The 23616-nt window shown below is 73.7% G+C and carries 17 protein-coding genes and 1 tRNA gene; 7 read left to right on the top strand and 11 right to left on the bottom strand.

What is annotated here, in order from left to right:
- The first annotated feature begins 8 nt into the window (after window positions 1–8).
- Window positions 9–2342: a protein translocase subunit SecD gene (secD, locus tag CNQ36_RS03680; protein WP_163013192.1), complete on the top strand. Its 2334-nt coding sequence runs from the start codon at window positions 9–11 to the stop codon at window positions 2340–2342.
- Window positions 2343–2401: 59 nt separating this feature from the next.
- On the opposite strand, the gene CNQ36_RS03685 is transcribed toward secD, so the two are convergent.
- Window positions 2402–4288, bottom strand: a complete 1887-nt coding sequence (locus tag CNQ36_RS03685; protein WP_121544913.1) for an ABC transporter ATP-binding protein — start codon at window positions 4286–4288, stop codon at window positions 2402–2404.
- A 156-nt stretch (window positions 4289–4444) separates the two neighbouring features.
- Between CNQ36_RS03685 and CNQ36_RS03690 the strand changes: the two genes are divergently transcribed.
- The 4 genes from CNQ36_RS03690 (at window position 4445) to CNQ36_RS03705 (ending at window position 9952) form a co-directional block, all read left to right on the top strand.
- Complete coding sequence (locus CNQ36_RS03690; RefSeq protein ID WP_121548353.1) at window positions 4445–5344, top strand: lysylphosphatidylglycerol synthase transmembrane domain-containing protein; 900 nt, start codon at window positions 4445–4447, stop codon at window positions 5342–5344.
- Between the two features lie 179 nt (window positions 5345–5523).
- The gene (locus CNQ36_RS03695) at window positions 5524–6621 is read left to right on the top strand and encodes a mechanosensitive ion channel family protein (protein WP_121544914.1); all 1098 of its coding nucleotides are present in this window, start codon (window positions 5524–5526) and stop codon (window positions 6619–6621) included.
- A gap of 146 nt (window positions 6622–6767) precedes the next feature.
- Window positions 6768–8987: an NADP-dependent isocitrate dehydrogenase gene (locus tag CNQ36_RS03700; protein ID WP_004935145.1), complete on the top strand. Its 2220-nt coding sequence runs from the start codon at window positions 6768–6770 to the stop codon at window positions 8985–8987.
- A 167-nt stretch (window positions 8988–9154) separates the two neighbouring features.
- The gene (locus CNQ36_RS03705; RefSeq protein ID WP_121544915.1) at window positions 9155–9952 is read left to right on the top strand and encodes an N-formylglutamate amidohydrolase; all 798 of its coding nucleotides are present in this window, start codon (window positions 9155–9157) and stop codon (window positions 9950–9952) included.
- Window positions 9953–9974: 22 nt separating this feature from the next.
- Here the strand turns inward: CNQ36_RS03705 and CNQ36_RS03710 are convergent, their stop codons facing one another.
- The 3 genes from CNQ36_RS03710 to CNQ36_RS03720 are packed head-to-tail and all read right to left on the bottom strand — an operon-like array spanning window position 9975 to window position 12519.
- Window positions 9975–10448: a hypothetical protein gene (locus CNQ36_RS03710; RefSeq protein WP_228313120.1), complete on the bottom strand. Its 474-nt coding sequence runs from the start codon at window positions 10446–10448 to the stop codon at window positions 9975–9977.
- A gap of 5 nt (window positions 10449–10453) precedes the next feature.
- Entirely contained in the window at window positions 10454–11029 is a 576-nt protein-coding gene (locus CNQ36_RS03715; RefSeq protein ID WP_004935135.1) for an RNA polymerase sigma factor, read from the bottom strand.
- A gap of 59 nt (window positions 11030–11088) precedes the next feature.
- Window positions 11089–12519 carry a S8/S53 family peptidase gene (locus tag CNQ36_RS03720; protein WP_121544916.1) on the bottom strand — a complete coding sequence of 477 codons (1431 nt, stop codon included), beginning with the start codon at window positions 12517–12519 and terminating at the stop codon, window positions 11089–11091.
- 166 nt (window positions 12520–12685) lie between these two features.
- On the opposite strand from CNQ36_RS03720, the gene CNQ36_RS03725 reads away from it, so the two are divergent.
- Complete coding sequence (locus tag CNQ36_RS03725; RefSeq protein WP_228313121.1) at window positions 12686–15259, top strand: CHAT domain-containing protein; 2574 nt, start codon at window positions 12686–12688, stop codon at window positions 15257–15259.
- A 151-nt stretch (window positions 15260–15410) separates the two neighbouring features.
- Here CNQ36_RS03725 and CNQ36_RS03730 read toward each other — a convergent pair whose 3' ends face one another.
- Window positions 15411–17102 carry a LuxR family transcriptional regulator AbsR2 gene (locus tag CNQ36_RS03730; protein ID WP_121544917.1) on the bottom strand — a complete coding sequence of 564 codons (1692 nt, stop codon included), beginning with the start codon at window positions 17100–17102 and terminating at the stop codon, window positions 15411–15413.
- Between the two features lie 98 nt (window positions 17103–17200).
- Between CNQ36_RS03730 and absR1 the strand changes: the two genes are divergently transcribed.
- On the top strand, window positions 17201–18286 hold the full coding sequence (gene absR1 / locus CNQ36_RS03735) for a beta-glucuronidase AbsR1 (RefSeq protein WP_121544918.1): 1086 nt from the start codon (window positions 17201–17203) through the stop codon (window positions 18284–18286).
- A 151-nt stretch (window positions 18287–18437) separates the two neighbouring features.
- Here absR1 and CNQ36_RS03740 read toward each other — a convergent pair.
- The 6 genes from CNQ36_RS03740 to CNQ36_RS03765 form a co-directional block, all read right to left on the bottom strand.
- A tRNA-Pro gene (locus CNQ36_RS03740) sits at window positions 18438–18511 on the bottom strand.
- A gap of 68 nt (window positions 18512–18579) precedes the next feature.
- Window positions 18580–19908: an MFS transporter gene (locus tag CNQ36_RS03745; protein WP_121544919.1), complete on the bottom strand. Its 1329-nt coding sequence runs from the start codon at window positions 19906–19908 to the stop codon at window positions 18580–18582.
- 169 nt (window positions 19909–20077) lie between these two features.
- Window positions 20078–21028 carry a VOC family protein gene (locus CNQ36_RS03750; RefSeq protein WP_121544920.1) on the bottom strand — a complete coding sequence of 317 codons (951 nt, stop codon included), beginning with the start codon at window positions 21026–21028 and terminating at the stop codon, window positions 20078–20080.
- A complete protein-coding gene (locus CNQ36_RS03755; protein ID WP_228312910.1) occupies window positions 21009–22124 on the bottom strand; it encodes a 4-oxalomesaconate tautomerase in 1116 nt (371 codons plus the stop codon). The genes CNQ36_RS03750 and CNQ36_RS03755 overlap by 20 nt, the downstream gene beginning before the upstream one ends.
- Window positions 22121–22828: a 4-carboxy-4-hydroxy-2-oxoadipate aldolase/oxaloacetate decarboxylase gene (locus CNQ36_RS03760; RefSeq protein WP_121544921.1), complete on the bottom strand. Its 708-nt coding sequence runs from the start codon at window positions 22826–22828 to the stop codon at window positions 22121–22123. Before CNQ36_RS03760 ends, CNQ36_RS03755 begins: the two co-directional genes overlap by 4 nt.
- Entirely contained in the window at window positions 22825–23577 is a 753-nt protein-coding gene (locus tag CNQ36_RS03765; protein ID WP_121544922.1) for a PIG-L deacetylase family protein, read from the bottom strand. Before CNQ36_RS03765 ends, CNQ36_RS03760 begins: the two co-directional genes overlap by 4 nt.
- Between the last annotated feature and the right edge of the window lie 39 nt (window positions 23578–23616).

Below are 23616 nucleotides of genomic sequence, written 5' to 3' on the forward strand. Positions count from 1 at the left end.
AGGCATCTGTGAAACGTCCCGCCCGCGTCAGGGCGTTGTTCGCGCTCGCCGTGATCGCCGTATCCGTGTTCATCGCCGTCACCGTGCCGGTCCGTCTGGGTCTCGACCTGCGGGGCGGCACCCAGATCGTGCTGGAGACCCGCTCCACCGAAACCCTCGACGCCGACGCCGAGGCCACCGACCGCACCCTGGAGGTCCTGCGCGGCCGTATCGACGCGCTCGGTGTCGCCGAACCGGGCATCGTCCGCTCCGGCGACAACCGGATCATCGTCGAGCTGCCGGGCCTGCAGGACCCGCGGCAGGCCGCCGAGGTCCTGGGCCGCACCGCACAGCTCTCCGTGCACCCGGTGCTCGGCCCCGGCGCCCAGTCGGACAAGGAGCTGCCCGAGGGCGAGCGCGTCCTGGCCGACGAGGAGGGCGAGGCGCTGCACCTGGGGAAGGCCTCGCTCACGGGCCAGGACGTGAAGGGCGCCGAGGCGCTCTTCGACCAGCAGGGCGGCGCCGGCTGGCACGTCACCGTGGACTTCCGGGACAGCAAGGGCTGGGCCGGGCTGACCGGCGAGGCCGCCTGCCATCCGGCGGGCGATCCGCAGCGCCGGGTCGCGATCGTGCTGGACAACAAGATCATCTCCTCGCCGCAGGTCGACCCGTCCGTCGCCTGTGGCGCGGGCATCACCGGAGGGTCCACCCAGATCACCGGCTCCTTCACCAACGAGGAGGCCAAGGAGCTCGCGCTGCTCGTGCACGGCGGCGCCCTGCCGGTGCCGGTCGAGACGGTGGAGCAGCGGACCGTGGGCCCGACGCTGGGCGCCGAGGCCATCGAGGCCAGTGCCTGGGCCGCCGTCGTCGGCACCGCCCTGACCGCGGTCTTCATCATCGTGGTCTACCGGCTCATGGGTGTGCTGGCCACGCTGGCCCTGCTCTGCTACGGCCTCATCTCCTACGCCGGTCTGGCGGCCCTGGGCGCGACCCTGACCCTGCCCGGTCTCGCCGGCTTCGTGCTGGCCATCGGCATGGCCGTGGACGCCAACGTGCTGGTCTTCGAACGGGCCCGGGAGGAGTACGGCGCCCGCAACCGGCCCAGCAGCCGCTCGGCGCTCACCGCCGGGTTCAAGGGCGCCTTCAGCGCCATCGCGGACTCCAACGTCACCACGCTGATCGCGGCGGCGCTGCTGTTCGTGCTCGCCTCCGGTCCGGTGAAGGGCTTCGGTGTCACCCTGGGCATCGGTGTCATCGCCTCCATGATCAGCGCCCTGGTGATCACCCGGGTGCTCGCGGAGTTCGCGGTGGCCCGCCGCTGGGTGCACCGCCGTCCCCGGACGACCGGTCTGGCCTCCATCGGCCGGGTCCGCACCTACCTGACCCGCCGCGACCCGCAGCTGATGCGCCGTCCGCGGCGCTGGCTGGCGGTGTCCGCCGTCGTGCTCGTCGTCGCCGGCGCGGGCATCGTGGTGCGCGGGTTGAACTTCGGCGTGGAGTTCACCGGCGGCCGTCTGATCGAGTACTCCACCAGCGACGCCGTGGACCCGGACCGGGCCCGTGAGGCGCTGGCGGACGCGGGGTTCCCGCAGGCCGTGGTGCAGTCCTCCGGGGAGAACCGGCTGACGGTGCGCACCGAGGAGCTGACCAACGCGCAAGCGGTGGAGGTGGCCGACGCCGTCGCCGGGGTCGGCGGCGGTGCGGAGAAGGTGCGCGACGAGCTGATCGGCCCGAGCCTCGGCGACGAGCTCCGGCGCAACGCGCTGATCGCGCTCGGTCTGGCGCTCGGCGCGCAGCTGCTGTACCTGGCCTTCCGGTTCCGCTGGATGTTCGGCGCCGGCGCGGTGAGCGCGCTGGCCCACGACGTGGTCATCCTCACCGGCATCTTCGCCTGGCTGGGGAAGCCGATCGACGGGGTGTTCCTGGCCGCGCTGCTCACCGTGATCGGTTATTCGGTGAACGACTCCGTGGTGGTCTTCGACCGGATCCGCGAGCTGTGGCGGAAGGACGGCAAGGCGCCGCTGGCGCAGGTCACCAACCGGGCGATCCTGCAGACGGTGCCGCGCACGGTCAACACCGGTATTGGTGTGATCTTCATTCTGGCCGCGCTGGCCGTGCTGGGCGGTGACTCGCTCACCGACTTCGCGCTCGCCCTGCTGATCGGCATGCTCGTGGGCACGTACTCGTCGGTCCTGACCGCCTCGCCGCTCGCCGTCGAGCTCGACGCGCGCTCGGGCGGGGGCAGGGGCGGGGGCAGGGGCGGCCGGGGCCGCGGCCGGGGCCGGGGCTCCGCCGGGCGGACGAAGACCGCCGCCGCGGAGGACCGTCCGGACCGGGCCGGGGCGGCCACGCGGGCCCGGTGAGTGCGTGCGGGGTGGGTGCCGTCTCCGGACGGCACCCACCCCGCGGGGATCCCGTGGTCCTACACCGCCGCCGCGGACTCCCCCGCCTGCTGCTCGAACTGGGTGCGGTACAGCTCGGCGTAGCGGCCGTCCGCGGCGAGCAGTTCCTCGTGGGTGCCGCGTTCCACGATCCGGCCGGCCTCGACCACCAGGATGAGGTCGGCGGCGCGGACGGTGGACAGCCGGTGGGCGATCACGATCGCCGTCCTGCCCTCCAGCGCCTCCGTGAGCGCCTCCTGCACGGCCGCCTCGGAGGTGTTGTCCAGGTGGGCGGTGGCCTCGTCGAGGATGACGACGCGCTGGCGGGCGAGCAGCAGCCGGGCGATCGTCATGCGCTGGCGCTCCCCGCCGGAGAGCCGGTAGCCGCGCTCGCCGACCACCGTGTCGAGGCCGTCGGGCAGCGACGTCACGAGGGTGTCGAGGCGGGCCCGGCGCAGCGCGTCCCACAGGTCGGCGTCGGCCGCGTCCGGGCGGGCCAGCAGCAGGTTGGCGCGGACCGTGTCGTGGAAGAGGTGACCGTCCTGGGTGACCATGCCCAGGGTGGCCCGCAGCGACGCCGCGGCCAGGTCCCGGACGTCGACGCCGCCCACGCGCACGGCGCCGGCGTCGACGTCGTACAGGCGCGGCAGCAGCTGGGCGATGGTCGACTTGCCCGCTCCCGAGGAGCCCACGAGGGCGACTGTCCTGCCCGGCTCGGCGCGGAAGGAGACGCCGTGCAGGACCTCGTCGCCGCCGCGCTGGTCGAGGGTGGCGACCTCCTCCAGGGACGCCAGGGAGACCTTGTCGGCCGACGGGTAGCCGAAGCGGACGTCGTCGAACTCGACGGAGACCGGACCGTCGGGCACCTCGCGCGCGTCCGGCCTCTCCCGGATCAGCGGCTCGAGGTCCAGCACCTCGAAGACCCGCTCGAAGCTGACCAGCGCGCTCATCACCTCCACCCGGGCGCCGGCGAGCGAGGTGAGCGGCGCGTACAGCCGGGTCAGCAGCAGCGCCAGGGCCACCACCGCGCCGGGCTCCAGGGTGCCGGCGAGGGCGAGCCGCCCACCGAGGCCGTAGACGAGGGCCAGGGCGAGGGCGGAGACGAGGGTCAGCGCGGTGACGAACACCGTCTGCGCCGTGGCCGTACGGATGCCGATGTCCCGCACGCGGCGGGCGCGCAGCGCGAACTCCAGCGACTCCTCCTCGGGGCGTCCGAACAGCTTCACCAGGGTGGCGCCCGGTGCGGAGAACCGCTCCGTCATCCGGGTGCCCATGGCCGCGTTCAGGGCGGCGGCCTCGCGCTGCATCCCGGCCATCCGGCGGCCCATGCGCCGGGCCGGGACCACGAACACGGGCAGCAGCGCCAGGGCGAGCAGGGTGATCTGCCAGGACAGGGTGAGCATCACGGCGAGGGCGAGCACCAGGGTGACCAGGCTGCCGACCACGGTCGACAGGGTGTTGCTGAAGGCGCGCTGCGCGCCGATGACGTCGTTGTTGAGACGGGAGACGAGCGCTCCCGTACGGGTGCGTGTGAAGAACGCGACGGGCATCCGCTGCACATGGTCGAAGACCGCGGTCCGCAGGTCGAGGATGAGTTCCTCGCCGAGCGCCGCCGACAGTCTGCGGCCGAGTACGCCGAGGGCCGCCTCCACGACCGCGATCACGGCGATGAGCAGGGCCAGGCGGACCACCCGGCCCCCGTCGCCGCCGGAGACGATGGCGTCCATCACGCGCCCGGCGAGTACGGGGGTCGCGACGGCGAGCGCCGCGGTGGCCGTGCCGAGGAGCACGAAGAGGGTGAGACGGCGGCGGTGGGGGCGGGCGAAGGCGCCCACGCGGCGCAGCGTCTCCCTGGTGAGGGGACGGTGTTGGTCCTCGGCGGTCATGACGCTGCGCAGCTGTGTCCACGCTGTGGTCTCCATGCTCATGCAGGAGAACGTAGGACCTCGACCATGATTGAGGTCAAGGAGGCCCCCGCCCCGCCACCCGGCCGTCGGCGGACGTCCGCGCCGGGGCCATCCGCCGTTGGCGCCGGGCGCGCAGGATCGGTGGTCGTGACGGGGACGATCCGCCGGATCCTGTGCGTGCTGCCGCTGCTGCTGGTCACCGTGGTCGCGGTGCGGCACCGGTCGGTGCTGGCCGAGGGCTTCGCCCAGCTGGCGACCGCCCGGTGGCCCTGGCTGCTGGCCGCGGCGGGCGCGACGTGTCTGACCTGGGTGGCCGCCGCGTGCACCCGGCAGGGCGCGGTCCCCGAGCGGCTGCCCGGGCGGCGGCTGCTGGCCACGCAGTTCGCGGCGGGCGCGGCGAACCACCTGCTGCCGACGGGGCTGGGCGCGAGCGCGGTCAATCTGCGGTTCATGACGGTGTGCGGGCTGTCGCCAGCCCGCTCCTCGGCCGCCCTGGCGCTGTATCTGCTGGCGGAGTCCGTCGGCCGGGTGGGGCTGCTGGCGGCGCTGCTCGTCGCGTTCCCCGGCGCGCTGGACCCCGGCTCGCTGCTGCCCGACGGGGCGTTCGGTCCGCTGCTGCTGGTGGCCGTCGCCGTGCCGGTCCTCGCGGCGGGCGTGCTGGCGTGTGTACGGCGGCTGCGGGCGGCGGTGTGCTCGTTCCTGCGCACCGCGCTGGGCGAGGCGCGGTCGGTGCACGCGCTGCCCTCCCGGGCGCTGGCGCTGTGGGGCGGTGCGCTGGCCTTCCCCGCGCTGCAGGCGACCGCGCTGGTCCTGGTGGGTGTGGCGTTCGGGCTGCCGGTGCCGCCGGCGCACATGGCGGTGGCGTATCTGGCGGCGACGGTCGCGGTGGCGCTGGTGCCGACTCCGGGCGGGCTCGGCTCGGTGGAGGCGGCGCTGGTCGTGGCGCTGGTGACGGTGGGCGGGGCCGCGGCGGCCGCCACGGCGGTGGTCCTGGTGTTCCGGGTCATCACGGTGTGGCTGCCGCTGCTGCCGGGGGCGCTGACCCTGGGCGCGCTGGTGCGGCTGAAGGTGATCTGACCCGGGCGACGGGCGGGCCGGTACGAACTCCCCGCGGAATACGGCAGGATGAGCGCTCGCGCCGACCGCAGGTCAGGGGCGGTCGGCACGACGTACATCCCGTGGAAACCGAGCAGGTGACGATACGTGACACGATTTCACATACGGCCGTGGGCCAGGGCGTTCGCCGGAGGTGAGCGGTGACCCGCGCGCTCACCGGGCAGGACCTGCTGTACGCCGGCATCGCGGTGGCGGCCGGACTGCTGGCGGCGTTCCTGCTGCGGGCCCTGCTGCGCTGGCTGGGCCGGCACGCCGACCGCACCCGCTGGCGCGGCGACGACGTCCTGGTGGACGCGCTGCGCATGATCGCGCCGTGGGCGGCGATCGCCGGCGGCGCGGCCTCCGCGGCGGCTGCGCTGCCGCTGACCCGGACCGTGCAGCACAACGTCAACCAGGTGCTGACGCTGCTGGTCATCTTCGCCGCGACCATCTCGGCGGCACGGGTGGTGGCGGGGCTGGTGCGGTCGGTCACCCAGTCCCGGTCGGGTGTCGCCGGGTCGGCCACCATCTTCATGAACATCACCCGGATCCTGGTCCTCGCGATCGGCTTCCTGGTGGGCCTGCAGACGCTGGGCATCTCGATCGCCCCGCTGCTCACCGCCCTGGGCGTCGGCGGTCTCGCGGTCGCGCTGGCGCTGCAGGACACGCTCGCCAACCTGTTCGCGGGCATCCACATCCTCGCCTCCAAGACCGTGCAGCCCGGTGACTACATCCGGCTGAGCAGCGGCGAGGAGGGCTACGTGGAGGACATCAACTGGCGTCAGACGACCGTCCGCGCGCTCTCCAACAACCTGGTGGTCATCCCCAACGGGCAGCTCGCCAAGACGAACATGACCAACTTCATGCGCCCCGAGCAGAAGCTGACGATCCTGGTGCAGGCCGGGGTGTCGTACGACAGCGACCTGGAGCAGGTGGAGCGGGTCACGACGGAGGTCGTCGCCGAGGTGATGACGGGGATCACCGGCGCCGTGCCGGAGCACGAGCCCGCGGTGCGTTTCCACACCTTCGGGGACTCCCGCATCGGCTTCACGGTGATCCTGGGCGTCGGCGAGTTCAGCGACCAGTACCGGATCAAGCACGAGTTCATCAAGCGCCTGCACCGGCGCTACCGCGAGGAGGGCATCCGCATCCCCTCGCCGGCGCGGACGGTGGCGCTCCAGCAGGGCGCGGTGGTGCTCCCGCAGCAGCGCACGGCGGAACCCGGGGCGGAGGACATGACCGCCACCCGGCCGATCTGAGCACACCGCCCGGGTGATCTCCCGCCACGCCGGAAGGACCGTGGCGGGAGGACGGCCGGAAGTGGGCACGGACCCCTGTCGAGCTCCGGCCGGTCAGGAGATATCTTGATGTCGAGCAATGTTGCAGACGTGGAGCGGAGCACCCGGTGACTGACTCGACCATCATCTATACGCACACTGACGAGGCCCCGGCCCTGGCAACGTATTCCTTCCTGCCGGTGGTCCAGGCGTACGCCTCGCAGGCGGGTGTCACCGTGGAGACGCGTGACATCTCGCTGGCCGGGCGCATCATCGCCGTGTTCCCGGAGTACCTGGCCGAGGACCAGCGCATCCCCGACGCCCTCGCCGAGCTGGGTGAGCTGGCCAAGACGCCCGCGGCCAACATCATCAAGCTGCCGAACATCTCGGCGTCGATCCCGCAGCTCAAGGCCGCGATCGCCGAGCTCCAGGGCCAGGGCTACGCGCTGCCGGACTACCCGGACGACCCGAAGACCGACGAGGAGCGCGAGATCCGCGCCCGCTACGACAAGATCAAGGGTTCCGCCGTGAACCCGGTCCTGCGTGAGGGCAACTCGGACCGCCGCGCCCCCGCCTCGGTGAAGAACTACGCCAAGAACCACCCGCACCGCATGGGCGCCTGGAGCGCCGACTCCAAGACCGACGTCGCCACCATGGGCGCGGACGACTTCCGCTCCACCGAGAAGTCGGTCGTCATCGCCGAGGACGGCGCGCTGCGCATCGAGCTCAAGGGCGACGACGGCAGCACCACCGTGCTGCGCGAGTCCGTGCCGGTCCGCGAGGGCGAGGTCGTCGACGCCTCCGTGATGCGCGTCGGCGCGCTGCGCGAGTTCCTGACCGCGCAGGTCGCCCGCGCGAAGCAGGAGGGCGTGCTGTTCTCCGTGCACCTCAAGGCCACGATGATGAAGGTCTCCGACCCGATCGTCTTCGGCCACGTGGTGCGCGCCTTCTTCCCGAAGACGTTCGCCCGGTACGGCGACAAGCTCGCCGCGGCCGGCCTGACCCCGAACGACGGTCTGGGCGGCATCTACAAGGGCCTGGAGGGCCTGCCCGAGGGCGCCGAGATCAAGGCGTCCTTCGACGCCGAGCTCGCCGAGGGCCCGGAGCTGGCGATGGTCGACTCCGACAAGGGCATCACCAACCTGCACGTCCCCTCGGACGTCATCGTCGACGCCTCCATGCCGGCGATGATCCGCACCTCCGGCCACATGTGGGGCCCGGACGGCCAGGAGGCCGACACCCTCGCGGTGCTCCCGGACTCCAGCTACGCCGGTGTCTACCAGGCCGTGATCGACGACTGCCGCGCCAACGGCGCCTACGACCCGTCCACCATGGGCTCGGTCCCGAACGTCGGTCTGATGGCGCAGAAGGCCGAGGAGTACGGCAGCCACGACAAGACCTTCGAGATCCCCACCACGGGCACCGTCCGTCTGGTCGACCAGGCCGGCAACGCCGTCATCGAGCAGACCGTGTCCGCCGGTGACATCTTCCGCGCCTGCCAGACCAAGGACGCCCCGATCCGCGACTGGGTGAAGCTGGCCGTCACCCGCGCCCGCGCCACCGGCGACCCGGCGGTCTTCTGGCTGGACGCCACCCGCGCGCACGACGCCAACCTGATCGCCAAGGTCGAGCAGTACCTGCCGGAGCACGACACCGAGGGCCTGGACATCCGCGTCCTGGCCCCCGTCGAGGCGACGAAGCTGTCGGTGGAGCGCATCCGCCGCGGCGAGAACACGATCTCGGTGACCGGCAACGTGCTCCGCGACTACCTGACCGACCTCTTCCCCATCCTGGAGCTGGGCACCAGCGCCAAGATGCTGTCGGTCGTCCCGCTGATGGCGGGCGGCGGCCTGTTCGAGACGGGCGCCGGCGGCTCGGCCCCGAAGCACGTGCAGCAGCTGGTCAAGGAGGACTACCTGCGCTGGGACTCCCTCGGTGAGTTCTTCGCGCTGGTGCCGTCGCTCGAGCAGTACGCCACGGCCACGGGCAACGCGCGTGCCAAGGTCCTCGCCGACACCCTCGACCGCGCCACGGCGACCTTCCTCAACGAGGACAAGTCCCCGACCCGTCGCGTCGGCGGCATCGACAACCGCGGCAGCCACTTCTACCTGTCCCTGTACTGGGCGCAGGAGCTGGCCGCGCAGACCGACGACGCGGACCTGGCGAAGGCCTTCGCCCCGCTCGCCGAGACCCTCTCCGCCAACGAGGCGAAGATCGTCGACGAGCTGAACGCCGTCCAGGGCAAGCCGGCCGAGATCGGCGGCTACTACCAGCCCGACCCGGCCCTGGCCGCCAAGGTCATGCGCCCCTCCACCACGTGGAACGAGGCGCTGGCGTCCCTGAGCTGACGCCTCGGGACCCCGTGTTCCGCCCCGGCCGGCGATGCGCCCGGCCGGGGCGGAGCCGTGTCGGCGTCCGGGGAGGGGCACGGAGGGCCTCGGTCCGTGGGCGTTGTCAGTGCCGTATGGCACCTTGATCGTGCCCGACCCACTGACGACGCTTCCGGAGCAGCCGTATGACCGACGTCCCGCCGTCCTTCGAGTTCCTTCCCGGCGACGCGGACTCGCCCGTGATCCTCCATGTTCCGCACTCCGCGCGGGAGATACCGGCCGATGTGCGGCCTGGGATCGTGCTGGACGACGCCGGGCTGGAGCGGGAGCTGGACCACATCACGGACTCGCACACCGCGGCGGTCGCCGAGGCGGCGGCCGGGGCGGCCGGGGTCGCGCCGTGGCGGTTCGTGAACCGGCTCTCCCGTCTGGTCGTCGATCCCGAGCGGTTCCCGGACGAGCGGGAGGAGATGCTGGCGGTCGGCATGGGCGCGGTCTACACCCGGACCACGCACAAGGACAAGCTGCGGCCCGACGGCTTCGACCCGGGACCGCTGGTCGAGCGGTACTTCCGTCCGTACGCGGAGGCGATGACGGAGGCGGTCTCCGAGCGGCTCGCGGCGACCGGGCGGGCGGTGATCATCGACGTGCACTCGTATCCGAGCGCGCCGCTGCCCTACGAACTGCACGGGGACGGGCCGCGGCCGGAGGTGTGCCTGGGCACCGACTCCTTCCACACCCCGCCCGCGCTGCTCGACGCCGCCCGCGAGGCGTTCGCGGCGTGCGGGGAGACGGGGCTGGACAGCCCGTTCGCCGGGACGTACGTGCCGCTGGAGTTCTACGGGAAGCGGGCGGAGGTGTCCGCGCTGATGGTGGAGATCCGCCGGGACACGTACATGTCCGAACCGGGCGGCCCCGCCGGGCCCGGGCTGCCCCGGCTCGCGTCGGCACTCGCCGCGCTGATCGACGCCGTCTCCCGCTGACCCCGCCGCCGGGCCGGAGGGGTCAGGTGCGGAGCCACTCCGTGACGACCACGTCCGCGCCGGTGTGCAGGCGCAGGGCGAAGGGGCCCGACGGCGGGGTGTCCGCGGTGAAGCGGCCCATGTCGTCGGTGGTGAGGGTGGCGGCCGGCTGCGGTCCGCCGAGCACCTCGACGCGGGCCGGCCCGGGCGGCAGCACCTGGCCCATCAGCCCCTGCGAGGTCACCTCGACGTCCAGCGTCACCTCACCGGCCTCGAAGGTGAGCATGCGCGGCGGGTCCGCCGCCCCCCGCACCGGGATGGCGTCCACCAGCGAGTCGAAGGTCAGCTCGGCCACCCGGGCGTCGAGGTCGTGCAGCGCGTAGGCGTCGACGGCGATCTGCAGCAGGGCCGGCGGCAGCGGGTCCAGCACGGCGGCCGCCTGCCGCAGTTCCTCCTCCAGCAGCCCGGTGTCGAAGTCCCCTTCGTCGTAGGTCTCTTCGCCGTTCATGTCGTCCATGTCGCTCACGTGGTCCCCCGTGCCTCGAGCCGGGCCCGCAGCCGGCGCAGACAGCGCTGGCGCAGCGGCCCGATGCTGCCCACCGCGATGTCGAGCGCGGCGGACACCTCCTGATAACTGGGTGGCGGCGAGGCGATCAGGACACGCAGCAACTGCCTGCACCGCTCGCCCAGTTCCTCGAACTCCTGCCACAGCCGCCGCACGCGTTCGCTCTGCGCGGCCGCCTCCTCCGCCTCCAGCAGCGACTGCTCCGGCGTCCCGTCCTCGCTGACCCGGTCCAGCAGCTGCGGATCGTCGGTCAGCATCAGCCTGCGCGCGTTCCTGTGCACCTTCAGGCACTCGTGCCGCGCGGTGCTGGCCAGCCAGGAGCCCGCCTTGTCGGGCTCCCGGATCCGCCCCAGGTGCTGGGCGAAGCGGAACCACACCGTCTGGTAGACCTCGTGCGCGTCGGCGTCGGAGAGCCGGTGGGCGCGCACCACGGACCACACCAGCGGGCCCAGGCCCTCCACGATCGCCTTCCAGGCCGCCGCGTCACCGCCGACAGCGGACCGGACCAACGCGCCGACTTCCCTACGCTCCACGGTCCCACCCCTCGTGTACGGCACGACATCGTACGCCGCGGAGGGGATGACTCCGGCCCTCATGCCCGTGCGGAGGGTGGTGAGACCCGTACCGGGCGCCAGGTGGGCGGAAGGAGCGCGGGCACGTGCGCCCCGCGCACTTCCGCGAACTCGGTGTTCGCCTGCAACAGTTGCCGGCGGGCCTCGCGGGGATCGGTCTCCGCCCGCGCGGTCATGTGGGCGGCGACCATGCCGACGGCGACAGGGGTGGCGAACGAGGTCCCGCTCCACTGGGCGAGCCCTTCGAACATCACCTGGTCCGGCTTGGCGGAGACGCCGTCCTCGCTCAGCACGCCGGTGTGGCGCGGGTGGTGACAGGTGCAGGGGTACGTGAAGCCGTAGCGGCAGGCGTCGTAGGTGGAGTGCTGGTACACGTACGGGACGGGGGTCTCGAAGCCGGTCAGGGCGCCGGTGAGGCGCTCGCCGGGGGCGTATGCCTTGACCCAGCCGCCGTGGTTGCTGAAGCAGGCTCCGGACTCGCCGTCGGCGCGCAGCGCGCCCACGGACAGCACGGCGTTCTCGTAGCCGGGCAGGTCGGCGTAGGCGGCGGGCCAGAAGGGCGTGGCGCTGCCGTTGTTGCCGGCGGCGGCGACCAGCAGGGTGGGCCGGTCGCGCAGTTCCCGCATGAAGGCGTCGACGCCGAGGAGTCCGTCGGTGCGGCCGTTGGAGGTGCCGGCGGACAGGCTGATGACGTCGGGCCAGCCGTCCCGGTCGACGGCTTCGAAGAGCTTCTCGCCGAACTCGGACTCCAGGACGGCCCCCGCGTCGTTCAGCGTGCCGCGGACGGTGATGTCGGTGTTGGGCGCGACGGCGGCGACGAGTCCGGCGATGAACGTGCCGTGCCCGCAGTACTGCTGGAGGATCCCGTCGCCGTCGCACTCCGCCACCTGGGCGTCGCCCCGGGTGTGGGCGAGCGGCGGGTAGGAGCGGTGGTCGCGCATCAGCCCGGTGTCGATGACGAGCACGGCGACGGCGGAGCCGGGGTCGTGCACGCCTTCTGCGGCGGCGGGGTTGGGCCCGGCGGCGCGCGACGCGGGCACGGGCTCGTCGCCGGGGCAGGCGTTGACCGCGATCGACACCACGTGGTTGCGGCTGACCAGCCGGCGCCCGGTGCGGCCCTCGGCCGCCGCCAGCGCGCGCAGCGCTCCCGCGACCGCCGGGTCGCCGCTGCCGTCTCCCTGGCCGGGGTCGGCGACCCGGATGCGAGTGATGCCGGAGCGGTTGGTCTCCGGGCCGGCCCGGCGCACCTGCTCCGGGGTGAGTCCGGCGAACGTGGTGAAGTGCCGGCGGACGGTGTCCTCGACGACGCGGGCCTCCTCGCCGTCGCGGGCCAGGACGACGCCCTTCTCGTAGAGGAACTCGCCCGCGTCGTCGGGCCCCACGGCCAGGGGGACGTCGGGCATCGAGCGCTGGATCTGGGTGAACTGCTCTCGGAATCGCTGTGGTGCCATGGCGTGTCCCCCCACTGGTGCGAAGGCGGCCGGTGCCGCGGAGCTGTCGTGATGAAGAGCCCCGCGGCGGACGTTTGATACAACGTCACACCTGTGAGGCGCGGTCGTGGACGACTACCATCGTGGGGTGACAGCGGGAAGCGACACGGTGCTGGACCTGCTGCCGATGGTGTTCGCCGACCCGGGTGAGGCGCTGGCGCGGGCGGAACAGGTGCTGGGCGGCCGTCCCGCGCCCCTGCACGCCTCCGTCGCCCATCAGGTGATCGGCATCTGGCAGCGGGACTTCGGCGACTTGCGGCTGGCCCTGACCCATCTGCGGCGGGCCCGGCTCTGGGCGGCGCGCGCGGACTCGGCCGAACGGGAGGCGGACGTCCTCGCCACGCTCGGCGTCGCACTGGTGCACGCGGGGCGCACCCGGCAGGGCATGGACGCGCTGCGGCGGGGCGTCGAGCGCGGCGCCGGGCACACGCGTGCGCGGGTGCTGTTCCGCCGGGCGTACGCGTGGTGGGTGCTGGGCCATCACAGGGAGGCGCTGGAGGACGTACGGCGGGCCATTCCCGTGCTGCGACAGGCCGAGGACGTGATCTGGACGGCGCGCGCGCTGACGCTGCGGGCGACGGTGCACCTGGCGCTGGGTTCGGTGGAGCGGGCGGACGCCGACTTCACGGCGGCCGAGGCGCTGTGGGAGACCACCGGCCAGGAGCACGACAAGGCGGACGCCGTGGAGAGCCGGGGGCTGGCCGCGTTCCGTTCCGGTGACGTCCCGGCGGCGCTGCGGCTGCTCGACGAGGCGGAGGAACGGTACGCCAAGCTGGGCACGCCGACGTTCATGCTGAACATCCGGCGTTGCGAGGTGCTGATGGCGGCCGGCCTGGCAGCGGAGGCGCTGGCCGAGGCGGACGCGGCGATCCGGGCGCTGGACGGGATCGGCGGGCAGTCCACGCGCAAGGCGGAACTGCTGCTGGCGGCCGCGCGGGCGGCCCGGCTCGCGGGTGAGCCGGGGACCGCGATCGCCCGCGCGGCGCTCGCCGTGCGGCTGTTCGCGGGGCAGCGGCGCACCTGGTGGGAGACGCACGCGCGGCTGGTGCTGACCGAGTCCCGGCACGCGGCCGGGCGCGGTTCCGGCCGGCTGGTCGCGGACGCGGCGGCGGTCGCGGAGAAGCTGGCCGCGCTCGGCGCGCCGGCCGCCCCGGAGGCGTCCCTGCTGGCGGGCCGGATCGCGCTGGACCTCGGCTGGACGGCGGACGCGGAGCGGCATCTCGCGGTGGCCGCGCGCAGCAGACGCGGCGGGCCGCCGCTCGCCCGGATGACGGGCTGGGCGGCGCAGGCGCTGCGCGCGCAGGCCGCCGGGTCCGCGCGGGGCGTGCTGGAGGCCTGCCGGCGCGGCCTCGACGTGCTCGACGACCACCGGATGACGCTGGGCGCCTCGGAGCTGCGGGCCCGCGCCACCGCGCAGGGCGCGGAGCTTGCCGCGCTCGCCCAGAAGGCCAGTCTGGTCTCGGGCGGGCCGCGGCGGCTGCTGGTGTGGAGCGAGCGGTGGCGGGCGACCGCGCTGTCCGCGCCGCCCACCCGGCCGCCCGCCGACCTCGCCCTGCTGACGGGGATGACCGCCTACCGGGAGATCGCCGCCCGCGCGGAGGAGGCCCGCATGGAGGGCAGGCCCGTGCCGACGCTGGAGCGGGAACAGCGGCGCCTGGAACGGGAGATCCGCTCCAGGACGCTGCACATGCGCGGTGAGACCCCCGAGGGCGGGGACCGTTTCGACGTCGGCCGGCTGCTCGCGCGGCTGGCCGAGGGCGACGACGGGCAGCTGGTGGAACTGGCCGTGCTCGACGGGCGGGTGCAGGTGCTGCTCTGCGGGCAGGGACGGGTGCGGAGGTTCGAGGCGGGGCTGCTGGCGGCGGCGGAGACCGAGGCCGAGCACGTGCAGGCGGGGCTGCGGCGGCTGGCGCATCCGGGGGCCCAGGCGCGGCTGCCGGTGGTGGAGGCGGCGGGGCGGCGGCTGGAGGAACTGCTGCTGGGTCCGGCGGCGGCGCACCTGGGCAGCGGCCCGGTGGTGATCGTGCCGCCCGGGCGGCTGCACCGGGTGCCGTGGGCGGTGCTGCCGTCGCTGCGGGAGCGGGTGCTGAGTGTGTCGCCGTCGGCGAGCAGCTGGCTGCGCGCCCGGGAGACGGCGCCGCCGCCCGGTGGCCGCCAGGTGCTGGTGCGCGGGCCGGGCCTCGCCACGGGCGGCGCGGAGGTGCCCGTGCTGGCCGGCCGCTACGACGGTGCGACCGTGCTGGAGCACGACGACGCGACGGTGCCGCGGGTGCTGCGGGAACTGGACGGGGCGGGGCTGGCGCACATCGCCGCGCACGGCGCGTTCCGCGCGGACGGCCCGCTGTTCTCGTCCCTGCGGATGGCCGACGGCCCGCTGATCGTGCACGACTTCGAGCGGCTGGACCGCAGTCCGTACCGGATCATCCTGTCCTGTTGCGACACCGCCCGGTTCGCCACCGTGGGCGCGGACGAACTGCTGGGTCTGGTCACGGCGTTGCTGCCGCTGGGCACGGCGGGCGTGGTGGCGTGCAGCGCGCCCGTGAACGACGCCGCGGTGGTCCCGCTGACGCTCGCCCTGCACAAGTCCCTCGACACCGGGCTCTCCTTGGCGGAGGCCCTGCGCGACGCCCGCGCCGCCCTGCCGCCCGACGCGCTGCACCGGGCCACGGGGTGGGCCTTCACCGCCTTCGGGGCGGCGTGATCACGCCGTCGGCGACCGCGGGTGGGTCGTGGTTCCTCGCGCAGTTCCCCGCGCCCCTTCAGGTGGGTCGGCCGTACCGGCCTCGAAGGGGCGCGGGGAACTGCGCGACCAGCCACGGACAGCCGCCTGCGAAACAAGACTCCCCGAGCCGTCAGGCGGTCCGGCGGGGCACGGGGGCGCCCAGCCGGGTGTACGCGCCGTACAAGTGGTTGCCTACCGTGCGGACGGAAAGGGTGAGGCGTTCGGCGATCTGGCGGTTGCTCAGTCCCTGTGCGGCCAGCGTGACGATCTGCCGTTGACGTGAGGTGAGTTCACCGAGGACGAGGCCCGCTAGGGCGGGGGTGCGGGCGTCCTCGCAGCGGCGGGCGAGCGCGATCGCACGCGTGCGGGAGGTGCGCGCGGCGTGCGGCTCCCGGTGGGCGGCGACGGCCTGGGCGTACGCCTCCGCGGCGAACAGCAGGAGGCCGCGCCGCTCGAACTCCTCTCCCACCCGGTCGAGGAGGGTCCCGTCGCCCCGGGTGAGGGCGTCGGCGTGGTCGGCGAAGACGCCGGTGAGCCGGCCGGCGGCCCGCGCGGGGGTGCCGAGGCGCACGGCGTCGTAGGGGTCGCCGTGCGGATCGGGGGTCCCCTCGGCGCGGGTGAGTTCGGTGTGACAGGACCGGTCGGCGGGGGCGGTGCGCAGGCCCTCGCGGGCCCAGGCGGCCGCCTCCCGCAGTGCGCCGCGCAGCCGCGCGCAGCGGGCGCGCAGCGCCGCGTAGCCGGCCGGGAGCGGCGCCCCCTCGGCGACCAGCCAGTCCCCCACCGGCGCCGGGACATCCGCCACGTCGGCCCGTTCGATCCGCCGGGTCAGCTCCGCCGCCTCCGCGCGCAGGGCGGGGGCGTGGTCCTCGGGGTCGCGTGCGAGCCGACGGGCCCGGAGCCGGCCGGCGGCGGCCCGCAGGACCGGGCCGTGCAGGGGGTGGGTGAGGCGTACAGCGCCGTGGTCGTCGACGTGGACCAGGCCCTCGGTCTCCAGGCGTTCCAGGACGGCGAGGTCGAGGCCGTCGCCGCCGGGCGGCAGGGGTTCGGCGAAGGCGAGGCGGTCGAGCGTCTCGCGCTCCCCGGGGCGGGTGCGGTCCAGGAGGCGGGCGGTGCGTTCCCGCAGGGCCGGTGTGAGGGGCAGCGGGCCCCGCCCTTCCCAGGTGCCCGGGATCCCGGTGGGTCTGCCGTGCGCGCGTACCGCGTCCAGAAGGTCGCGCAGCAGCCGCAGGTCCCCGTGGCACAGCCGGTGCAGCCGGTTCACGGTGAGCGGCTCCGGGGTGTGGTCCGCGCCGGTGGAGAGCAGCCTCGCGGTGTCCTCCCGGGGCAGCGGACGCAGCGCCAGACGGGGCAGCAGTTCCCCGGTCCACAGCCGGGCCACGGCGGCGGGCGCCGGCTCGCCGTCGGTGACCACGACCAGCAGCCGGGTGCGCCGGTGCACGGCGAGCTGGTGGACCAGCGCGGCGGAGGCGTCGTCGAGCAGGTGGGCGTCGTCGACGAGCAGCGTCCGCACCCCGGAGAGGTGGTGCAGCGCGTCGTGCAGGGTGACGGGGCCGGGCAGCAGCGGGGCGAAGGCGGCGAAGGGCAGCTCGCCGGCCCGCGGCGTTCCGGTGACGCGGGCGCAGTCCGAGTCGCGCGAGACCTCGGTGACGAGCCGGGTCTTGCCGCGGCCCGCCGGTCCGGTCACCACCAGGCCGCGCCCCGCGCCGGTCAGCGAGCGCCGCAGCAGGTCGAGTTCGTCCTGGCGGCCGGTGAACGGCCAGGGCGGCCGCAGGGTCGCCGCCTCCCTCTCGTACGGCCCGGTGGTGTCTGGTCGCAAGGTCATCACGAGAACAGGAGCACGGGTACTCATGCCTGATACAGGGCCACTTGAGCAGACCCCGACTCAGGCGTCCGGCGCCGCGGCACGGCAGCCTGTGGTCCATGACCGTTCGCCACTGCTCGCTGCCGCCGCAGCCGGCCCCCGCGTATCCGCCGGGGCTGGCCGCCGAGCGGCTCGGCGCGCTGGCCGGCGGGCGGCGGCTGTGGGTCAACGGCACCGTGCTGCACTACTGCTTCTTCGACGGCGGGACGGCGGGTTCGGAGATCGCCGTTCCCGGTGCCGCGCGGACCCGTTGGGTTCCCTGGGGCGGCGCCAAGGAGCAGCAGGACGTGGTGCGCGAGTGCTTCGCCGAGTGGCAGGGTCTCGGGACGGGACTGACGTTCACCGAGGTCCGCGACCGCACCGAGGCGGAGCTGCGCATCGGGTTCCAGCCCGGTGACGGTTGCTGGTCGGCCGTGGGCAGGGAGGCGCTCCGGGTCGGCGCGCACGAGCGCACCATGAACTTCGGCTGGGACCTGACCGCTCCGGGTGAACGCGCCACGGCCCTGCACCAGATCGGGCACGCGCTCGGGATGCTGCACGAACACCAGAGCCCGCACGCCGGCATCCACTGGGACGACGAGTCCGTCTACGCCGAACTGGCGGGCCACCCCCACCACTGGAGCCGGGAGCGGACCTACCACAACGTCCTGCGCAAGCTCGCTCCCGAGGAGGCCAACGGTGCCGTCTGGGACCCGCAGTCGATCATGCAGGACGGGTTCCCGCCGGGGCTGATACTGGAGCCGGAGCAGTACCGCGGCGGTGTGCACCCGCCCGGCGCCCTCTCGCCGGCCGACAAGGACTTCGTGCTCCGCAGGTACCCGCCGGCCGATCCGCCGCGGCCGCCCCCGCTGGTGCCGTTCCGCTCGGTGCCGCTGGGGCTGGGCGCCGGCGAGCAGGCGGACTTCCGCATCGATCCGCCGGAGACCCGCGACTACACGGTGGGCACCTTCGGCGACGCGGACAGGGTCCTCGTGCTCTTCGAGGAGCGGGACGGCGAGCCCCGCTTCCTGGCGGGCCAGGACGACGGCGGCACCCCGCGCGACGCGACCGTCGCGGCCCGGCTGGTCAAGGGCCGCCGCTACTACGTCCGGGTCCGCCTGTACTGCGCGTGGGGTCCGGGCGAGACGGCGGTCATGTGCTGGTAACGGCACCGGCCGCGCACACCAGAGCCATTTCCGGCGCCGGGGGAGCGGCCGGAGGGCGTCACCTTCAGGGGGAGGGTGACGTTCTCCGGCCCGCGCGCAACGGCCGGGAGCCCCACCGGATTCCTCCGGCAGGGCTCCCGGCCGACTTCTGTCGGGACGACAGGATTTGAACCTGCGACCCCTTGACCCCCAGTCAAGTGCGCTACCAAGCTGCGCCACGTCCCGATGCGTTTCGCGTGGCGAACCACGTGATCACGCAGGTCAACAGTACCCCATCGGGACGGGGAGGCCGCTCAGCCGGTGACGGCCGGCCGCCTCGGCAGGCCGTCCCGCTCCGCCGAGCGCGCGGTCCGCAGCGCGGCGACGCCGATGAAGACCATCGACGCCGTGCCCGCCAGGGCGAAGGCCGTGAAGCCCCAGTCGCCCCGGTCCGCGGCGAGCAGCTGGCCGCCCAGCCACGGCCCGAAGACCGCGCCGAAGCGGCCCATGCCGGAGGTCCAGCCGACCGCCGTGGCGCGGTGCGCGGGGGCGGAGCCGATGGACACGGTCGCGTAGATCATCGTCTGGGCGCTGTTGAGGAACACCCCGGTGAGGAAGACGACCACGAAGGTCAGGGCCAGCGGCATGTGGACGCTGAGCAGGAACACGCCGCCGGCGGTCAGCGCGAACCAGATCGCCGAGATGCGCGGGGCGCCGAAGCGGTCGGAGGCCCGGCCGGCGACCAGCATGCCGACGATGCCGCCGAGGTTGAACAGCACGACGAAGGTGAGCGCGGAGCCGAGCTCGTAGCCCTCGCCGCGCATCAGGGTGGGCAGCCAGGTGGCGACGCCGTAGACGAGGAGCAGGCCGCCGAAGGAGGCCAGCCAGTACAGCAGCGTCTGGACCCATTCGCCGCCGCGGAACAGGTCGAGCAGGTTGGCCCAGCGGGCGCCGGCCACGGGCTTGCCGGTGGCGCCGGCGGGCAGCTCGGCGTCGTAGCGGGAGGCCAGCGCGCGGGCCTCCTCGAGGCGTCCGCGGGCGACGAGGAAGCTCAGCGACTCGGGCAGGAACCGGGCGAGCACGGGGACGAAGAGCAGGGGGGCCACACAGACCCAGAAGGCGGCGCGCCAGCCGAGCGGTTCGACGATCCACAGGGCCACGTAGGCGGAGAGGATGCCGCCGGCGTGGTGGGCGGTCATCAGCAGGCCGATGGTGAGGGCGGCGCGGGCGCGCGGGGCGTAGTCGGAGACCATGCTGATCGCGGTGGGCAGGAGGCCGCCGAGGCCGATGCCGGCCAGGGTCCGGCCGAGGCCGAAGACGGCGACGCCGCCGGAGACCGCGCAGAGGCCGGAGGCCAGCGAGAACAGCGTGACGCAGGAGACCATCAGCTTCTTGCGGCCGATGCGGTCGGCGACGGTGCCCGCGGTCAGCGCGCCGACGAGCATGCCGAAGGTGGCGTAGCTGCCGAGGTCGCCGGCCTGGGCCGAGGTGATGCCGAGGGCCTTCTCCTCGAGCATGTGGGGCAGGACCGAGCCGTAGATGAACATGTCCAGGCCGTCGAAGAGGACGGCGAGCCAGCACAGGCCGACGACCAGCAGGGCCAGTCTGCTGCCGCGGGCGGACAGCGCGGAGGAGGAGGACATCGTTGTTTTCCTCTCGTCCAGGAGGAGTTGCCTGGAGGGGACGTGTGATGGAGCGACGCTAGGGACCCCGCCCAAGTAGTGTCAACGCTTTTGTTGACAATCTCAGCGACAATTCAGGGGCGGGTCGCGCACGGACGTGCGCGACCCGCCCCCGGTGGTGCGGCGTGCGTCAGGCGACCGGCGGTGTGCCGTGGGTGTGGAACGACTCGATGGTCCTCAGGCCCCAGGCCTGCCCCTTGGCGCGCTCCGCCTCGGTCCAGGTGATCAGCGGCCAGTCGGGGGCCAGCACCAGACGGGTGAGCGGATTGCACAGTTCGATGCGGTTGCCCCCCGGCTCGTAGACGTAGAGGAAGAACGTCTGCTGGATGGCGTGCTTGTGCGGGCCCGTCTCGATGAACACGCCGGTGTCGATGGCGAGGTCGGCGGCGCGCAGGATGTCCTCACGGGTGTCGGCCGCGAAGGCGATGTGGTGGAGCCGGCCGGAGGAGCCGGTCCAGTCCTCGGTGTAGACGACGTCGTACGACTTGTCCGTGAAGGTCAGCCAACGGGCCGCGATCCTCCCGGAGTCGAGCCGGATCTGCTCGGTGGGCCGGGCGCCCAGGAGCTGTTCCTGGAACTCGGCGTTGGCGAGCACGTCGGCGGCGAGGAAGTTGACGTGGTCGAGGCGGCGTACGCCGACGCCCCGGTTGGGCCTGGCCTGCGGCTGGTTCTTCAGCGCCGGCTTCAGCTCGTCGGGGGCCCGGTAGTGCTCGCTCTCCCAGTACAGGGCGTGCTCGTGGCCGTCGGGGTCGGCGGTGAGGTAGAGCTTGCCGAGGCCGGGCTCGTCCTCGGCCCACCTCCCGGGGCGTCCCGCCGCCTCCAGGGCCGCCACCCTGCGCCGCAGCGCCTCCTCGCCGGAGGCGCGCAGCGCGAGCCGGCCGAGTCCGGGCCGGTCACGGGCGGTCAGCACCAGGCTGTGGTGTTCGTAGTCGTCGTAGGTACGCAGGTAGACGGTGTCGCCGTCCTGGCCGTTGACGGTCAGTCCGAGGTAGTCGGTGAAGAAGGCGACGCTGGCGTCCAGATCGGGTGTGAACAGCTGGGCGTGGCCGACATGGGCGATGTCACCGAGCGGCGGAGTCACGGGTGCCTCCAGGGAGTTGGGCGGGAGTCGGCGCCGTCCCGGCGGACCGGGGGAAGACGGTGCCGTCGAAGATCTTGCGCGCGGTGCGCACGACGGCGGTACGGCGGACCACGGCGGAGCCGGGGTCGACGCGGACGTCGACCTCCAGGAAGCCGGTGGGGTGTTCGACCCGCACCCGGTCGCCGGATCCGGGGAGCCGGGCGATCCCCTCCCCCACACCGCCCGGGACGCGCAGTCCGGCCGCCACGCTCGCGGCGCCCAGGACGCCGATGGAGGTGTGGCAGCGCACCGGGATGAAGGTGCGGGTGGTGACGGCGCCGCCGTGCCGGGGCGGGGCGAGCAGGGTCAGTTTGGGTACGGTGGCGCCCTCGACGTCCCCGAGGCCCATCAGGTGTCCGGCCGCCAGCCGGATCTCCCGGAGCCGGCCGGCGAGTGCCGTGTCCTGTTCCAGCTCGGCGGGCGTCTCGTACCCCGTGACCCGCAGCGCGGCGGCGGGGATCAGCACGACCGGCATCCCGTTGTCGACGCAGGTCACCTCGGTGCCGGCGATCGTGTCGCGGACGTTGCCGGTGGGCAGCAGCGGTCCGGCGCCCTGCGGGAACTCGATGACGACCGGGGCGGCCGTGCCCGGCACCCCGGAAATTGCGGCGGTACCGGTGTGGTCGACGCGTCCGCCCGGGGTCGGGAAGGTGGCGACGGCGCGTTCGCCGGTGTTGAGCATGCGGATGCGTACGGAGGTCCGGTCGTCCCCGGCCGGCACCAGCCCGCGCTCGACGGCGAACGGGCCCACCCCGGCGAGGATGTTGCCGCAGTTCTGTCGGTCGGTGACCTCGGGCGCGTCCACGGCGACCTGGAGGAACAGGTAGTCGACGTCCGCGTCCGGGTCGGCCGAGCGGGAGACCACGGCGACCTTGCTGGTCAGCGGGTGACCGCCGCCCAGGCCGTCGATCTGTCGCGGGTCGGGGCTGCCCATGATCCGCAGCAGCAGGGCGTCCCGGGCCGCGGCGTCGGCGGGCAGGTCGCCGGCGAGGAAGTAGGCCCCCTTGGAGGTGCCGCCGCGCATCAGCGTGCAGCGCACCTCCTCGCCGCCGGTCACGGCCGTCCCCCCGCGGTGTACTCGTCGTACGACCGGTAGGTGACGCCGAGTTCCTTCAGCCTCTCCCTCAGTCCGTAGCGGTCCAGGCCGAGTTGCCCCTCGATGAAGGCGGCGCGCGAGGCGGCCTCCTTCTTCTCGCGGGCCTCGGAGGCCTCGGCGACCCGCCGGGCGCTCTCGCGGGGCACGACCACCACGCCGTCGTCGTCGGCGACGATCACGTCACCGGGGCGGATCACCCGGCCGTCGACCGCGACCGGCACGTTGACCGAACCGCCGGTGGCCTTCACGGTGCCCTGCGCGGAGACCGCGCGGGACCAGGCTGCGAAGCCCAGCTCGCGCAGCTCCTGGGTGTCGCGGATGCCCGCGTCGATGACCAGGCCGCGCACGCCGCGCCGTCGCAGCGCGGTGGCGAACAGTTCGCCGAACATGCCGTCGGTGGACGGGGAGGTGGTGGTGACGACCAGGATGTCGCCCTCGCCGCACTGCTCCACGGCGGCGTGGATCATCAGGTTGTCGCCGGGCCAGGAGAGCACGGTGACCGCGGTGCCCGCGACGCGTACGCCCTGCTGGATGGGCCGTATCCCCGGTCCGAGCAGCCCGGTGCGGCCCATGGCCTCACTGATCGTGGCCACGCCGTATCCGGCGAGCGCCTCGACGTCCTCGGCTTCGGCCTTGGGGGGGTTGGTGACGACGACGCCGCTCATGCGAGCTCCTTCGCGATCTGCGGGTACGGGCGCATGAACGCCTCGGCCATGGTCGTGTGCGGCAGGCCGAGGTTCGGGCCCGCGTTGCGCTTGAGCTGGACGCCGCGGCGGACGGCCAGGTCGGTGTAGTAGTCCCACAGGTGCCGCTGGGCGCCGAGGCACTCCATCGCCTCGCGCTTGGTCTCCCACACCTCGGTGATGTCCAGGAGCACTTCGGGCCGGAAACCGCTCATCTCGGGCTGGTGCGGCTCGAAGAAGAAGACGGGCGGGGCTCCGATGATCTCTCCCTGGCCCGGGTAGCCGATGGCCTGGGCGAGGACGCGGGCCTCCAGGGCCATGCGGTGGGCGGCCGGATGGTCGCCGTTGTACGGGTCCTCGGCGGGGTGGGTGAGTACCACGTCGGGCTGGGTGGCGCGGTAGACCCCGACCAGCCGGTCGGTCAGTTCGGGGGTGGCGAGCAGCGGGTAGTCACCGGCGTCGAAGAAGAGGACCTCGGCGCCGAGGGCCGCGGCGGCCCTCTCGGCCTCCTCCCGGCGCATCGCCTTGATCTCGTCCAGTTTCCTCCCCTCGCGCCAGGCCTTGGCGGACTCGCCGCGCTCGCCGAAGGTCAGGCACGCGATGGTGACCTTCTCCCCGCGCGAGGCGGCCAGGGCGATGGCGCCGCCCGCCCGCCACACGAAGTCACCCGCGTGCGCGGTGACGACGAGCGTCGATCGGGGCACCGCGGCGGGCGCGTCGGCATGCGTCATGACTGAGGATCTCCTTGGTGACAGGTGACGCCCGCCCCG

It is taken from the genome of Streptomyces fungicidicus (assembly GCF_003665435.1).
Lineage (GTDB): Bacteria > Actinomycetota > Actinomycetes > Streptomycetales > Streptomycetaceae > Streptomyces > Streptomyces fungicidicus.

Bases quoted from the DNA above. Each gene is read 5' to 3' on its own strand.
- absR1 (WP_121544918.1), top strand. From the start codon at position 17,201: ATGACCGTTCGCCACTGCTCGCTGCCGCCGCAGCCGGCCCCCGCGTAT.
- CNQ36_RS03730 (WP_121544917.1), bottom strand. From the start codon at position 17,102: ATGACCTTGCGACCAGACACCACCGGGCCGTACGAGAGGGAGGCGGCG.
- CNQ36_RS03745 (WP_121544919.1), bottom strand. From the start codon at position 19,908: ATGTCCTCCTCCTCCGCGCTGTCCGCCCGCGGCAGCAGACTGGCCCTG.
- CNQ36_RS03720 (WP_121544916.1), bottom strand. From the start codon at position 12,519: ATGGCACCACAGCGATTCCGAGAGCAGTTCACCCAGATCCAGCGCTCG.
- CNQ36_RS03705 (WP_121544915.1), top strand. From the start codon at position 9,155: ATGACCGACGTCCCGCCGTCCTTCGAGTTCCTTCCCGGCGACGCGGAC.
- CNQ36_RS03765 (WP_121544922.1), bottom strand. From the start codon at position 23,577: ATGACGCATGCCGACGCGCCCGCCGCGGTGCCCCGATCGACGCTCGTC.
- CNQ36_RS03710 (WP_228313120.1), bottom strand. From the start codon at position 10,448: ATGGACGACATGAACGGCGAAGAGACCTACGACGAAGGGGACTTCGAC.
- CNQ36_RS03760 (WP_121544921.1), bottom strand. From the start codon at position 22,828: ATGAGCGGCGTCGTCGTCACCAACCCCCCCAAGGCCGAAGCCGAGGAC.
- CNQ36_RS03725 (WP_228313121.1), top strand. From the start codon at position 12,686: ATGGTGTTCGCCGACCCGGGTGAGGCGCTGGCGCGGGCGGAACAGGTG.
- CNQ36_RS03685 (WP_121544913.1), bottom strand. From the start codon at position 4,288: ATGAGCATGGAGACCACAGCGTGGACACAGCTGCGCAGCGTCATGACC.